The organism is Archangium sp. (assembly GCF_036388035.1).
Taxonomy (GTDB): Bacteria; Myxococcota; Myxococcia; order Myxococcales; family Myxococcaceae; genus Archangium.
In genome coordinates, this window is sequence record NZ_DASVSO010000992.1 from 1 (window position 1) to 12,989 (window position 12,989).

Genomic DNA, 12,989 nt, shown 5'->3' on the forward strand with positions numbered 1-12,989 from the left:
CGCTGATGGGCGTACCGGAGTTGCCGCGGTACGACAGACCGAGGCTCGCCGTCAGATCCTTGGAGAAGTTGAACTCCTTGGCGCCGAAGAGCTTGAACGCGTGGGTGCGGTCGTAGGGCAGCAGACCCGAGCGGTTCTTCAGCAGGGAGATCAGGTCGAAGTCCGAGAGGATGTTCGGATCGAGCTGGGCGTTCTCCGGGCGGAAGAGACCGGGGTAGTTACCCTCGAGGCGCGACCAGGTGTAGCTGGCCTGGGCCAGCCAGCCGTCGCTGAACGTGCGGTTGAGGAACACCGACACCGCGTCGTAGTTGCGAACCGGCTTGGGGAACTCCTTGGCGAAGCCCTCACCCGGGTTGCCCAGGAAGTACGTGTTGCCGTCATCGCGGCTCATGTCCTCGATGACCGAGTTCATGTTGCGGCGCGTGTACGTCGCACCCAGCCGGATGTTGGCCAGCAGCTCGTACTCGGCGCCGAAGAGGAGCTCGTCGGAGGACTGGGCCTTGATGGCGGGGTCCACCGGCGACCGGTCAACCTTGCCACCCTCGTGGAGGAAGCTCGGGTTGAGGTCGGTCGGAGCGTGGGCCTCCTGGAGGTTGCCCTCCTGGTTGTCCGGCGCGCCGTTCGGGTCGACGAGGCACTGCGTCTGGCCCTCGACGGTGTCGATGGTGGCCGGATCGCACGCGCCGACGCCCGGGTTGCGGTAGGCGACGTAGCGGCGCTCACCAGGGAACTGGCGGTCCAGCAGGTTGAGCGGCACCTGCTCGTAGTAACGAGCGAAGTTCGCGTACACCTTCATGCGGCCGTTGGCCATCGGGTCCACGATCACACCGAGGCGCGGGGAGACCTGGTTGCCCAGCACGAAGGCGAGGCTCTTGTCGGCGCCGTACAGGAACTGGGTGTCGTAGCGCACGCCCACGTTGAACGTCACGCGGTTGGCCAGCGTGTAGCTGTCCTGGATGAAGCCGCCCACCGTGGTGCTCGTGGTGGAGGTCTGCTGGAGGAACTCGGACGTCGCCGAGTCCGGACCCTCCTGGAAGCCGTAGCGGCGGTAGTCCTGCCAGTACGAGCCGTCGGTGGCCTCGCGCAGGCTCACGCGGCCGGAGATGGCCTTGCTCTGGTTGTAACCGAGCAGCTCCACGTCACCGCCCGCCTTGATCACGTGGCTGCCGAACAGGTCGAGCAGGTACGTGCCCTTGGCGTTCATCTGGAGACGATCCAGCGTGCCTTCGCTGATGAAGCCCGGACCGCCGGCGTAGTAGTTCGTCGTCGGGCAGGCCACCGTGCCGGACGGGCTGTTCGGAGCCCCCTCGTCGCACAGCGACTGGATGTTCGCGATGTCGGGCTCGTAGTACCAGATGGGGCGACGCGAGCGGTACTGCACCAGCGCCAGACCCGCCATGCCGTCCTTGCTGCCCAGCTTGGAGCCGTCAGCAGGCAGCGTGGAGACGCCCTGGTGGAACCAGCCGACGTTCGCGTCCACGAGGACCTTCTTGTCCGCGAAGGCGCCCGCGTACTTCAGGGCCACCGACGTGGAGCTCGCCAGTTCCTCGGTGTTGGCGAAGGCGGCGCTGGTCGGATCGCCGTTGACCGTGCCCGGCAGGCCACCGGTCTGCGGGTCGATCGAGAACACGCCCCGGCCACCGGACACGCTCGGGGTGCCCGCCATGGACACCGACACGTTGTGGTCCTGGTTGATGAGGTAGGTCAGCTTGCCCATGTACTGCAGGGTCTGGCCCTGGACCTTGAAGTTCCGCGAGGAGCCCGGGATGGTCTCGTAGCGGTTGAACCCCTGCGCGTCCTTGAGGACGCGAGCGCGGGTCTGGTCGTCCGCGTTGCCCAGCACGCCATCCGTCCCCGGGTGCTGGAAGGTCTCGGTGAGGTAGCGGTTGAGGGTGCGCGTGTGGGTGTACTGGCTGTAGGACGGAGCCACACCGGCGAAGAACCAGAGCTTGTCCTTGATGATCGGACCGCCCAAGGTGGCGCCAATGTCGCCCATGAGGTTCAGCGCGTTGCGGCCGCTGACCACCGACTGGGCGCTCACCACCTGCTTACGGGTACCCTCGAGGAGGCCCGGGGTGACGGTGCCGTAGACGGAGCCGTGGAACTCGTTGGAGCCGGACTTCGTCACCGCGTTGAGCACGCCGCCCGTGGAGCGACCGTACTCCGGCATGTAGCCGCCGGTGATGATGTTGACGTCCTGCACGAACTCGACGCTCAGGGGGCTGGCGTTGACGCCGAAGGCGGGGTCGTTCGTGGACAGACCGTCCACCACGTACCCGTTCTCAGGCGACGTGGTGCCGTTGATGGACACGCCGTACGTGTCGCTCTGCGCGCCGGGGGCGAGCTCGGCGAGGCTCTCGAAGGAGCGGGTCGCGCCGGACTTGCCACCCGGACGGTTCACCGAGATGCGCTTGATGAAGTCCTGATCGACGTTGACGCCCGTGTTCGTCGAACCGACGTCGATGGTCGGGGGCTTGGCCACCACCTCGATGTCCGTCGAGAAGCTCTCGGGCAGGATCTCCACGTTGACGCGGATGGTGCGGTCCAGACGCAGCTGGACCTCCGAGCGCGAGAACGGCTTGAACGACTCCTTGTCGAACCGCAGGGTGTACACACCCGGCGGCAGTTGGGGGATGCGGTACTGGCCCTGGGCGTCCGTCACCACGATCTGCTCGCCCTGAAGGTTGGGCGAGGTAGCCGTGACGACCACATCCTGAACCGGCTTCTTCGACTCTGCGCTCACGACCTGGCCGACGATGACGCTATCGGCATACGCGGCGGTCCCGTACGACAGAGACGCGACCACGACCACTCCGGTTGCCCGGAGCATCCGTCTTACTTGCATGCTGAGAACCCCTCCAAGGGTGGGCTGCGCTGCAACTAAAATGGTCCGGGAAAATAGCGGAGGTCCACCAGTTGTCAATATCCCGTTGCTTTTTGGCAACTAGTGGGGCATTGCGCGACCAAGCAAGTGGCCTTCCAGGGTGGGGTGACTTGCACCCGTCCCAGGTTTTTGTAATGTAGCTCGCCTTTTGCGATCCGGACGGGATGTGGTGGGTGTCCACCGGAGTACAGGAGCATCGCGCAATGTTCGACTCTGTCCTTGACCGTGGGCAAGGCCCCAAGCCCCGCGTCGGCCTGGGCGCCTTCATCTCGGTCGTCTTGCACGTGGGCGTCTTCGCCTTCTCGATCTGGCTCTCCACGCGTCCTCCGCAGGAGAAGGAGAAGGAGGTGGAGGTGACCTTCAAGCAGGCCATGGCGCCGCCGCTGGCGGCCGCGCCGCCGCCTCCGCCGCCTCCGCCCCCGGCGAAGAAGAAGTCCAATCCCACCAAGAAGCCGGTGGTGAAGAAGCCCGACGTCATCATCCAGCCCAAGGAGATCCCCCAGGAGAAGCCGCCCGAGGTGGAGCCTGATCCGAACGCCGCCGAAGAGGAGGCCAGTGAGGAAGAGGTGGAGGGGGGTGTCGAGGGTGGCGTCGAGGGTGGCGTGATCGGCGGCGTGGTGGGTGGCGTGGTGGGTGGCGTGCTCGGTGGCCAGGTCGGCGGTACGGGCACGGACGTGCTCCCCTTCGGCGCGGGCATGACGCGCCCGGAGAAGCTGTCCGGTCCTCAGCCGCAGTACACCCGCGAGGCCATGGAGGCCAAGGTCCAGGGTCTGATGATCGTCAAGTGCGTCATCACCACCGAGGGCAAGGTCGAGCGCTGCCGCATCATCAAGCCCCTGCCCTTCATGGATCAGGCCGTGCTGGAGTCCCTCTACGCCCAGCGCTACCAGCCCGTGACGTTCCAGGGCCGGCCCGTGCAAGTCGACTACACCTTCAACATCCGTCTGAGCCTGCCTCGCTAGTCTCCAGCCTGCCTCGCCAGGCCCAGGAGACGGGCTCCGCAGTTTGTCGTACTGTCGTACCCCGACCGCGCTCGAGGAGGAGCGCTCCCCCGACCATGGAAACCACTGACTTTTCGCTTGCAGGCATCTGGCACCACACGGGTCCGTTCGCTCGTTCCATCATCTTCGCGCTGGCGATCATGTCCATCGCATCCCTGGTGGTGATGGTGGAGCGCATCCTCGTCTTCCGTAAGACGCGCAAGGACTCGCGCAACTTCGCCGCCAAGATGGGGGCCATCCTGGCCAAGGGCGACCTGCCGCAGGCCGCCAACACCAACATGGGCAAGGAGATCGGTCACCTGGGCCGCGTCATCGGCTCGGGCCTGACCGCCTACCGCATCAGCCCGTCGGACAAGGACGTGGCGGTGGAGTCGGTGGCGCGCGCGCTGGAGCGTCAGGCGCAGCGTGAGGTGCAGAGCCTCAAGCGCGGCCTGGGCATCCTGGCCACGGTGGGCTCCACGGCCCCCTTCGTCGGTCTGCTCGGCACGACGATGGGTATCGTGAACGCCTTCCAGCTCATGGCCGCCGCGGGCTCGGGCGGTCTGGGCACCATCTCGGCCGGTATCGCCGAGGCGCTCATCACCACCGCCTTCGGTCTGCTCGTGGCCATCCCGGCGGTTATGGCCTACAACTTCCTGTCGGGCTGGGTGGACGCGCGTTCGGTGGACATCTCCGAGTCGTCCAACGAGTTCCTGGACGTCGTCGCGCGCAACCTGGGCGGCGACGCGCACGCCTCCTCTCCGCAGGGCTAATCACCCGAGAGCATCCAAGCCCGCCTCGGCGTGTGTCGGGTCCCCTGTTCGAGGGGACGGCACGTCGGGCGGGCGCTCTCTTCTCCAGGATCAGGTGCGCGCATGGGAATGGCAGTAGGTGGTCCCCAAGGGGGCCCGAAGAGCGACATCAACGTCACGCCGCTGGTGGACGTGGTGCTCGTTCTCCTCATCATCTTCATGGTCATTACGCCCATGCTCCAGCGTGGGAAGTCCGTCACCCTGCCCAAGGCCAACAAGGTGGAGGAGGAGAAGGGCTCGACGAACGATCCGGACCCGGTCATCCTCTCCGTCACCGCGGACAAGAAGATGTTCGTGGAGCAGGATGAGTTCGACGCGACGGGTCTGGAAGGCAAGCTGCGCGAGACCCTCGCCTACCTGCCCAACAAGAAGATCCTCCTCAAGGGCGACAGCGCCCTCACCGTGGGCGACGTGCGCCAGGTGATGGAGATCACCCGCAAGGCGAAAGCCAAGAAGATCTTCCTCGGCGTCGAGGAGCAGAAGAACTAGCCATGGCCGGATCTCGTAAGTTCGTCAAAGCCTCCACCCCGCCCAACTCGGAGATCAACGTCACTCCGCTGGTGGACGTGGTGCTGGTCCTCCTCATCATCTTCATGGTCGTCACGCCGCTCCTCGAGAAGGACATCGAGGTGCGCATCCCGGAGACCGAGGAAACCCCCGTCGAGGAGATGCCCCAGGACAACAGCCAGCTGATCGTCAAGCTGGACGCCGACGGCACCTTCTCCATCAACACGGACCCCGTCTCTCCGGACGAGTACGTCAACAAGCTGCGCCGCATGCTGGCCGCCAAGAAGAAGGAGGACCGCATCGTCTTCTTCGTGGCGAACGACCAGGCCAACTACGGCAAGCTCGTGGCCGCCTTCGACGGCGCCAAGCAGGCCGGCGCCTTCGTGCTGGGCATGGCCACCGAGGACATCCCGGCGGCCGCCCAGGCGGCTCCGGCGGGCGATCCGGGGGCCGTTCCGGCTCCCGCGCCCGCTCCCGCGCCATAATTCGTAGCGCGGTTCACATTCAGGGGCTCGTCGGCTAGAGTGTAATTTTCTTATGGCCGACGAGCTCCTGGTCTTTGAGCAGACCATCGAAGCAGTCTTTGTGCGCGCTCTGCACGGGCGCCTCCCCCCCCATTGCAAGGCGCGTCTGCGGCAGGTGGGGCTGGACCTGGATCAGAAGCTCCGCCCCGCCTACCCCTTCGACGCGTGGATGAAGTTCCTCCGCATCACGGCGGAGGAGCTCTACCCGGGCGAGCCCCTGGAGATGGGGGCCTTCAAGCTGGGTGAGGTCTGCATCGACGGCTTCCGCGAGACGATGCTGGGGCGCGCCGTGCTGTCGCTGCTGCGCGTGCTGGGCCCCCGGCGGGCGCTGATGCGGGCCACGCAGAACTTCCGGGCCGGCAACAACTACACCGAGTCGCGCATGAAGGAGCTGGGCCCGCGCCAGTTCGAGCTGTGGATGAACGAGGTCGGCTCGCTGCCCACGTTCACCGCGGGCATCATCCACGCGGGCCTGCGGACGGCCGGCGCGGAGAACATCCGCGTCGACCTGTCCGGCTATGACGGCCACGCCTGCACCTACTGCATCAGCTGGAGCGAGGCCTCCGTCTCCTCGGGGGTGCCCGGCAAGGGCGACTCCAAGGCCGCCACCAAGTCCGGATCCATCAACTCCCGGTAGATGAACTCGGCGAGCAGGCCCGTCACCATCCAGATGGGCAGGATGTAGAGCGACGTCATCTCCCAGAGGATGGCGCCGCTGTCCGCGTAGTACCAGATGCGGTAGCCCGTCATCTTCTCCAGCACCACCCCGCTCAGGCCCTCGAAGAGGAGGATGGCGAGGCCGTAGAGCCCCGCGCGCAGCAGCATGTGCTGGCGGAAGAGCCGGCGGTAGATGGACTCGATGAAGTAGAAGCACGCCACGCCGTAGATGAGGAACATCCACAGCGAGCACTGGCCGTACGCCGTGACCACGGGCGTGTCCCAGATGTCGTTGAGGTTCAGCCGGTCGTCCACCCGCCACTGGAAGCGGAAGAGCGCCTCGAGCAGCGGCACGTGCCGGGCGATGCGGACCAGGTTGTAGAAGAAGATCTCCGAGGACAGGCCCACCATTCCGTAGAGGCAGAAGCGGAAGATGGCGAAGGTCACCTTCATCCGCGCGTTGCGCTTGAGATCGGCGTGGCGGATGTGGAGGGACGGCCGGGGAGGGTTTCCGGAGTGCGGGGCCGGGGCGGAGTGTTCCATGGCCCCTCAGAATAGCTGAATTCCACACGGACTGTCCGCTTCCCACCCTGCGGTACGAGCCAGCAGGCTCGGAGGAGCCGCTCCACGCCGTGGGACGTGCCATCCGCGCCGGGGGACGCGCCGGAGGAGGTGGCCCCTCACGGGCGGGCCGGTACGCGCATTGCTTCGCACCGCCAGGACCATTCGGAGGGCGGGACATGCTGGCGCGGGTACGGTCGGGCGCGTTGATGGGCATCGACGCGGTGGTGGTGGAGTGCGAGGTGGATATGGCCCTCGGGCTCCCTTATTTCAACGTCGTGGGGCTCCCCGAGGGGGCGGTGCGCGAGTCCAAGGTGCGTGTCGTTTCCGCGCTGAAGAACTGCGGCTTCGAGCTGCCGCAGAAGCGCATCACCGTGAACCTGGCTCCAGCGGACATCCGCAAGGAGGGCGCGGCCTTCGAGCTGCCCATCGCGCTGGGGGTGCTGGCGGCGGCGAAGCTGATGGAGGAGGAGCCCCTGGGGCGCTACCTCTTCGGCGGAGAGCTGTCGCTGGACGGGTGGGTGAAGCCCATCAAGGGCGTGCTGCCGCTGGCGGTAGCGGCGCGCGACGGGGGCTACTCCGGGGTGATGGTGCCGGCGGCGAACGCGGCCGAGGCAGCGCTGGTGGAGGGCATCCACGTACTGGCCGTCCACCACCTGCGCGAGGCGGTGGAGCACCTCACTGGCGAGAAGCCCCTGGTCCCCTTCGCCCGCGAAGATGCCTCCCCTGCTCTCTCGCGCGGGCGCCAGGCCCCGCTGGACATGTCCGATGTCCGGGGCCAGGCGGACCTGAAGACGGCGCTGGAGCTGGCCGCCGCTGGAGGCCACAACGCCCTGCTCTGCGGTCCTCCGGGCTCGGGCAAGACGATGCTGGCCCGGCGACTGTCCGGCATCCTCCCCACGATGACCTTCGACGAGGCGCTGGAGGTGACGAAGATCTACTCCGTGCTCGGACTGCTGGGGGACGAGCAGTCGATGATGCGCGAGCGCCCTTTTCGCGCTCCTCACCACACCATCTCCGACGCGGGGCTGGTGGGCGGTGGCCCCGCCACGAGGCCCGGAGAGCTCTCCCTCGCGCACCACGGGGTGCTCTTCCTCGACGAGCTGCCCGAGTTCCGCAAGAACGTGCTGGAGGTGCTGCGTCAGCCCCTGGAGGAAGGCTCCATCCACCTGGCGCGCGCCACCCAGCATGTCACCTACCCGTGCCGGGTGATGCTCGTGGCGGCGATGAACCCGTGCCCGTGCGGCTACTTCAACGTCCCCGGGCGCAACTGCACCTGCAAGGAGCACCGGATCTTCGACTACCACTCCCGGGTGAGCGGACCCCTGCTGGACCGCATCGACATCACCCTGCAGACGCGCCCGGTGGAGTACCACCACATCGCCCGCGACGACGGCGAGGAGCCACCGAGCGCGTACTACCGCGAGCGCGTCGAGGCCGCCCGCGAGCGTCAGCGGGCGCGCTTCCGGGACGAGCCCGGCGTGCACTGCAACGCGCAGATGCCCGCGCGACTCCTGCGCCGCTACTGCAAGCCCTCCCCGCGCGCCGAGAAGATGCTCGAGCGGGCCGTGCTCCAATACGGCCTGTCCGCCCGCGCCCACGACCGCATCCTCAAGCTGGCGCTGTCCCGGGCGGACCTCGAAGGGCACGACCGCATCGAGGACGTGGACATCCACCTCGCCATCGACTGCCGGCAGATGGACCGCCGGGGCTGGCTGCACACCAACACCCAGGGCGGGCCGCCCGCCCGACAGGACGCCTTCAACCGGTTGCTGCCTCCCGCGCGGGGCTCCCTGCATCCCGAGGACCCGTGACGGGGCCCTCCCCTCCCCGCGTGGGCCGCACCAGCTCCGGCAACGGGCCGGTGATGAGGCGCGCCGAGCGCTTGAAGGCGAGGAACGAGTAGGCCCAATCGAGCAGCACGGCCAGCTTGCTACGGAAGCCGATGAGGAAGAGGATGTGGATGCCGAGCCACGCCATCCACGCGCTGAAGCCCGAGGACTCGATGCGCTGGAAGGCCACTCCCACCGCCTTGCCTCGCCCGATGACCGCGTAGGTGCCTCGGTCCCAGTAGTGGAAGGGCGCCATCGGCTGGCCCGCCAGGTGGCGGCGGATGTTGTTCGCGGCGTGCTTGCCCTGCTGCATGGCCGCGGGGGCCACCCCCGGGATGGGGTTGCCGTCCTGGACGAAGTGCGCCAGGTCTCCAATGACGAAGACGTCCTGTCGGCCCGGCAGGGTGAGCTCGGGCGCCACCTTGACGCGGCCCGCCCGGTCCAGCTCCGCTCCCATCGAGCGCGCCACCGGAGAGGCGGCCACCCCCGCGGCCCAGAGGGTGGTCCTCGCCGCAATCCGCTCCTCGCCGATGAACACCCCGGTCTCGTCGATGTGGGTGACCCGCGTGTTCGTGCGGACCTCCACCCCCAGCTTCTCCAGCGAGCCCCGGGCCTTCTCCGAGAGCGCCTCCGGGTAGACGGGCAGCACGCGCGGCAGTCCCTCCAGGAGCAGGATGCGGGCCTGCGAGGGGTCGATGTTGTGGAAGTCCTTCGCCAGCGTGTGGCGGGAGATCTCCGCGAGCGCTCCGGCCATCTCCACGCCCGTGGGCCCCGCACCGATGATGACGAACGTGAGCAGCTCGCGGCGACGGGCCGGGTCGGGCTCGCGCTCGGCCATCTCGAAGGCCAGCAGCACCTTGCGGCGGATCTCCAGCGCGTCGTCGATCGTCTTCAGCCCCAGGGCGTGCTTCGCCCACTCATCGTGGCCGAAGTAGGAGTGCGTCGCTCCCGTGGCGACGACGAGGTAGTCGTAGGACAGCTCGCCATCCGCCAGCAGCACGCGCTTGCCGGCCACGTCCACGCCCGTCACCTCGGCGAGCAGGACCGTCGCCTCCCTGCCCAGCAGGCCTCGGATTGGCGAGGCGATCTCCCCCGGGCTGAGGGTGGCCGTGGCCACCTGATACAGCAGCGGCTGGAAGAGATGGTGGTTCTGCCGGTCCACCAGGGTGACGCGCACCGGCGCCTTTCGCAGCGACCTCGCCGCGTACAGACCGCCGAAACCACCACCGAGGATGACCACGTGGGGAAGCGTGTCGCGTGGAGTCGTCATGTTCAGGAAATTCCTCCCGGTGGGCTCCCATTCAACGGAATCGACGTCCGCGCGTCTACCCCGTACCCGACGGTGGTTTCACGAGCTAGAAGGCCAGTTGATGAAGCTCCTGTCCCCCCTCATCGCACTCTTCCAGGCCGTCTTCCTCATCCTGTGGCTGGTGTTCTGGATTACCGTGTCCGGGCTGACGGCGCTCCTCACGCTCAATGGGGAGGTGCCCCTGATGATGGCGCGGCGCTTCTGGGCCCCCATGCACTGGCGCATCACCGGCTCGCCATTGCTCGTCGAGCCCCTGCCAGATGTCGACTGGAGCAAGCCTCACATCTTCTTGATGAATCACCAGTCCGGCTTCGACATCCCCGTGGCGTTCGCGGTGATTCCCGTGAACATCCGCTTCATCGCCAAGCACGTGCTCAAGTGGGTTCCCTTCCTCGGCTGGTACATGGCGGGCACGGGGATGATCTTCCTCAACCGCTCCAACCCGCGCGAGGCCGTCCGCGGCCTGAAGCTCGCCGGCGAGCGCATCCGCGCCGGCTCCAACATCCTCGCCTTCCCCGAGGGCACGCGCTCGAAGGATGGGCTCATCCTCCCCTTCAAGAAGGGCTCCTTCGCGCTGGCCGTGGAGGCGGGAGTCCCCATCATTCCCATCGCCGTCGAGGGCACACGCGAGATGCTCCCCAAGGGCAGCATCCGCCTGAAGCGCCACCCCATCCGGGTGAAGGTGGGCCAGCCCATCGCCACCGCGGGACTCAAAGGGGCGGCGCGTGATGCCCTCGTGACCCAGGTGCGCGACATCATCATCCAGCTCCACCGGGACATCGGCGGTGAGGGCGGCGTTCCGGATGACGCCACCACGTCAGGACGTACCAAGGGTCTCAACGTGCCCGACAGTTCCGGCGCCCCGGCCTGAGCCCTCTGTCCCTCCAGGGGTGACGGACATCGCCACCAGTTCCACTCCGCGCACGCAAGCCGCGACCCCTGCGAAACCGTCGACCTCCCGGTCGCGCTCTTGCCGAACCTGTCCACTAAGTGGACAAGTTGCTCGCAACCGCGCCCGGCGGGGGCCCTGACCTCGAGAGCCAGGGCCTCCCGGCCGCGCTTTTCAAAAACCTGTCCGACTGTTGGACAGGTTTCTCCAAACCGAGCCCGGAGGGTCCTCTGCCCGCGGCGCGCCCCACCGCTCCACCGTGCGGGACGCTTCGCGCGAAACGAGACGCCTCCGCTCCACGCTCTCCGAGGGAGACGCGCACGGCACGGCGGTTGCTCAAGCTCCTCCCGGCGCGCCCGGGCCATCCCGGCCCCCAGGCGCAGCCCCACTCATGTGAAGGGCGGCGAGGAGCGACGATGAACAAGCTGACGGAGAAGCTGAAGGCGGTGGCGGCGGCGGTGGCGGCGATCGAGAAGCAGTTCGGCAAGGGAGCGGTGATGCCTCTGGGCGGCGAGGTGCGCGAGCAGCGGGTGGCGGTCATCCCCACGGGCTCGGTGGGGTTGGATCGGGCGCTCGGGGTGGGCGGCTACCCGCGCGGGCGTGTGGTGGAGATCTTCGGCAACGAGTCCTCGGGCAAGACGACGCTCACCCTGCACGCCATCGCGCAGGTGCAGGCGCAGGGGGGCGTGGCGGCCTTCATCGACGCGGAGCATGCGCTGGACGTCAACTACGCGCGCAAGCTGGGCGTGCGCGTGGAGGAGCTGCTCATCTCCCAGCCGGACACCGGCGAGCAGGCGCTGGAGATCACCGAGCAGCTCGTGCGCTCGGGGGCGGTGGACCTCATCGTGGTGGACTCGGTGGCCGCGCTCGTGCCGCGCGCGGAGATCGAGGGCGAGATGGGGGACGCGCACATGGGCGTGCAGGCGCGGCTGATGAGTCAGGCGCTGCGCAAGCTCACGGGCGCGGTGAGCCGCTCGGGGTGCTGCATCATCTTCATCAACCAGATTCGCATGAAGATCGGCGTGGTGTTCGGCAACCCGGAGACGACCACGGGCGGCAACGCACTGAAGTTCTACTCCTCGGTGCGCATGGAGATCCGCCGCACGAGCAACCTCAAGGACGGCGAGGCCGTGGTGGGGACTCGGGCGAAGGTGAAGGTGGTGAAGAACAAGGTGGCCCCGCCCTTCCAGGAGGCGGAGTTCGACCTGCTGTACGGCGTGGGCATCCACCGCGCCGGCGAGGTGCTGGACCTGGGCGTGCAGTCGGGGCTGGTGGACAAGGCCGGCAGCCACTTCAGCTTCCGCGGGGAGCGCATCGGCCAGGGCCGGGAGCGGGCCACGGAGTGGCTGCGCGAGCACCCGGATACGCTGGAGGCGCTCGCCCGTGAGCTGGTCGGGATGGCCCTCCCGGTGCCCGCCGCGCCGAGCCCGGCCGAGCTGGAAGCTCCGACGGCGACGGCCTAGGCGCCGAGGGCCTCGAACGACACCGGTACCGCGAGGCGATGCTGTCCCACGCGCAGGAACAGGTGGCCCCCCTCGTCCTGCTCCAGCAACTCGCCGAGCTGGTACTGGGCGTCCCGGGAGAAGCGCGCCTTCGCCCGGCCGCCCTTCGCCTGGCAGGTGAGGACGCCGTCAGGGCCCACGGCGAGGGTGGCCGGGTCGAGCGCCTCGGCGGTACGGTCGCTCAGGCGCACGGACACCCGCTCGTCCGCGGTGACGTCCACGGTGCGCACCTCGTAGGCCGCGTCCTCCACCTGGACGTAGCACCAGTCCTTGCCAATCTGGAGCTGGTAGCGGCCCTCGCCGTCGAGGACGAGCGAGGTGTTGAAGAGCTCGATGATGCGCGGGTGCTCGATGGGCTCGTCGTCGTGCCACCAGCGCAGCCGCGCATCGAGGCGGATGCCACTGTCCTCGCGGGTGTGCCAGCGCTTGCCGAAGGGAGGGGGTCCTGAGGGCGGTTGTGTCACGAGTCGTATCTGCTCGCCCGGGGGCGGTGGGTCAAGCCCACGCGCCCGGGCCTACCAGTGCCGGACAT

General features: G+C 67.9%; 12 protein-coding genes. 8 read left to right on the forward strand and 4 right to left on the reverse strand.

The features are described 5' to 3' along the window. On the reverse strand, nt 1–2,806 hold a 2,806-nt coding region (locus VF697_RS41025; protein WP_331103888.1), incomplete at its 3' end, for a TonB-dependent receptor. A 281-nt stretch (nt 2,807–3,087) separates the two neighbouring features. Here VF697_RS41025 and VF697_RS41030 point away from each other — a divergent pair. The 5 genes from VF697_RS41030 to VF697_RS41050 all read left to right on the forward strand — a co-directional run bounded on the left by VF697_RS41030 (nt 3,088) and on the right by VF697_RS41050 (nt 6,344). Continuing rightward, the gene (locus VF697_RS41030; protein ID WP_331103890.1) at nt 3,088–3,846 is read left to right on the forward strand and encodes a TonB family protein; all 759 of its coding nucleotides are present in this window, start codon (nt 3,088–3,090) and stop codon (nt 3,844–3,846) included. 95 nt (nt 3,847–3,941) lie between these two features. Beyond that, a complete protein-coding gene (locus tag VF697_RS41035; protein WP_331103892.1) occupies nt 3,942–4,637 on the forward strand; it encodes a MotA/TolQ/ExbB proton channel family protein in 696 nt (231 codons plus the stop codon). 102 nt (nt 4,638–4,739) lie between these two features. After that, a complete protein-coding gene (locus VF697_RS41040) occupies nt 4,740–5,165 on the forward strand; it encodes a biopolymer transporter ExbD (RefSeq protein ID WP_331103894.1) in 426 nt (141 codons plus the stop codon). A 2-nt stretch (nt 5,166–5,167) separates the two neighbouring features. Continuing rightward, complete coding sequence (locus VF697_RS41045) at nt 5,168–5,668, forward strand: biopolymer transporter ExbD (protein WP_331103896.1); 501 nt, start codon at nt 5,168–5,170, stop codon at nt 5,666–5,668. Between the two features lie 100 nt (nt 5,669–5,768). Then, on the forward strand, nt 5,769–6,344 hold the full coding sequence (locus VF697_RS41050; RefSeq protein WP_331103898.1) for a DUF2378 family protein: 576 nt from the start codon (nt 5,769–5,771) through the stop codon (nt 6,342–6,344). On the opposite strand, the gene VF697_RS41055 is transcribed toward VF697_RS41050, so the two are convergent. Continuing rightward, the gene (locus VF697_RS41055; protein ID WP_331103900.1) at nt 6,245–6,907 is read right to left on the reverse strand and encodes a hypothetical protein; all 663 of its coding nucleotides are present in this window, start codon (nt 6,905–6,907) and stop codon (nt 6,245–6,247) included. The genes VF697_RS41050 and VF697_RS41055 overlap by 100 nt on opposite strands. Nucleotides 6,908–7,104: 197 nt before the next feature. On the opposite strand from VF697_RS41055, the gene VF697_RS41060 reads away from it, so the two are divergent. Then, nucleotides 7,105–8,739 (forward strand): YifB family Mg chelatase-like AAA ATPase, encoded by a 1,635-nt coding sequence (locus VF697_RS41060; protein WP_331103903.1) that lies wholly within the window; start codon nt 7,105–7,107, stop codon nt 8,737–8,739. Here the strand turns inward: VF697_RS41060 and VF697_RS41065 are convergent. Next, nucleotides 8,687–10,027 (reverse strand): NAD(P)/FAD-dependent oxidoreductase, encoded by a 1,341-nt coding sequence (locus VF697_RS41065; RefSeq protein ID WP_331103905.1) that lies wholly within the window; start codon nt 10,025–10,027, stop codon nt 8,687–8,689. The genes VF697_RS41060 and VF697_RS41065 overlap by 53 nt on opposite strands. 100 nt (nt 10,028–10,127) lie before the next feature. On the opposite strand from VF697_RS41065, the gene VF697_RS41070 reads away from it, so the two are divergent. Beyond that, the gene (locus VF697_RS41070) at nt 10,128–10,937 is read left to right on the forward strand and encodes a lysophospholipid acyltransferase family protein (RefSeq protein WP_331103907.1); all 810 of its coding nucleotides are present in this window, start codon (nt 10,128–10,130) and stop codon (nt 10,935–10,937) included. 434 nt (nt 10,938–11,371) lie between these two features. After that, nucleotides 11,372–12,418: a recombinase RecA gene (recA, locus tag VF697_RS41075; RefSeq protein WP_331103908.1), complete on the forward strand. Its 1,047-nt coding sequence runs from the start codon at nt 11,372–11,374 to the stop codon at nt 12,416–12,418. On the opposite strand, the gene VF697_RS41080 is transcribed toward recA, so the two are convergent. Next, on the reverse strand, nt 12,415–12,930 hold the full coding sequence (locus tag VF697_RS41080; RefSeq protein ID WP_331103910.1) for a DUF1285 domain-containing protein: 516 nt from the start codon (nt 12,928–12,930) through the stop codon (nt 12,415–12,417). The genes recA and VF697_RS41080 overlap by 4 nt on opposite strands. Between the last annotated feature and the right edge of the window lie 59 nt (nt 12,931–12,989).

Excerpts from the sequence above, each read along its gene's own strand:
- VF697_RS41030 (WP_331103890.1), top strand. The coding sequence starts at position 3,088 with ATGTTCGACTCTGTCCTTGACCGTGGGCAAGGCCCCAAGCCCCGCGTC.
- VF697_RS41035 (WP_331103892.1), top strand. The coding sequence starts at position 3,942 with ATGGAAACCACTGACTTTTCGCTTGCAGGCATCTGGCACCACACGGGT.
- VF697_RS41040 (WP_331103894.1), top strand. The coding sequence starts at position 4,740 with ATGGGAATGGCAGTAGGTGGTCCCCAAGGGGGCCCGAAGAGCGACATC.
- VF697_RS41045 (WP_331103896.1), top strand. The coding sequence starts at position 5,168 with ATGGCCGGATCTCGTAAGTTCGTCAAAGCCTCCACCCCGCCCAACTCG.
- VF697_RS41055 (WP_331103900.1), bottom strand. The coding sequence starts at position 6,907 with ATGGAACACTCCGCCCCGGCCCCGCACTCCGGAAACCCTCCCCGGCCG.
- VF697_RS41060 (WP_331103903.1), top strand. The coding sequence starts at position 7,105 with ATGCTGGCGCGGGTACGGTCGGGCGCGTTGATGGGCATCGACGCGGTG.
- VF697_RS41065 (WP_331103905.1), bottom strand. The coding sequence starts at position 10,027 with ATGACGACTCCACGCGACACGCTTCCCCACGTGGTCATCCTCGGTGGT.
- VF697_RS41070 (WP_331103907.1), top strand. The coding sequence starts at position 10,128 with ATGAAGCTCCTGTCCCCCCTCATCGCACTCTTCCAGGCCGTCTTCCTC.
- recA (WP_331103908.1), top strand. The coding sequence starts at position 11,372 with ATGAACAAGCTGACGGAGAAGCTGAAGGCGGTGGCGGCGGCGGTGGCG.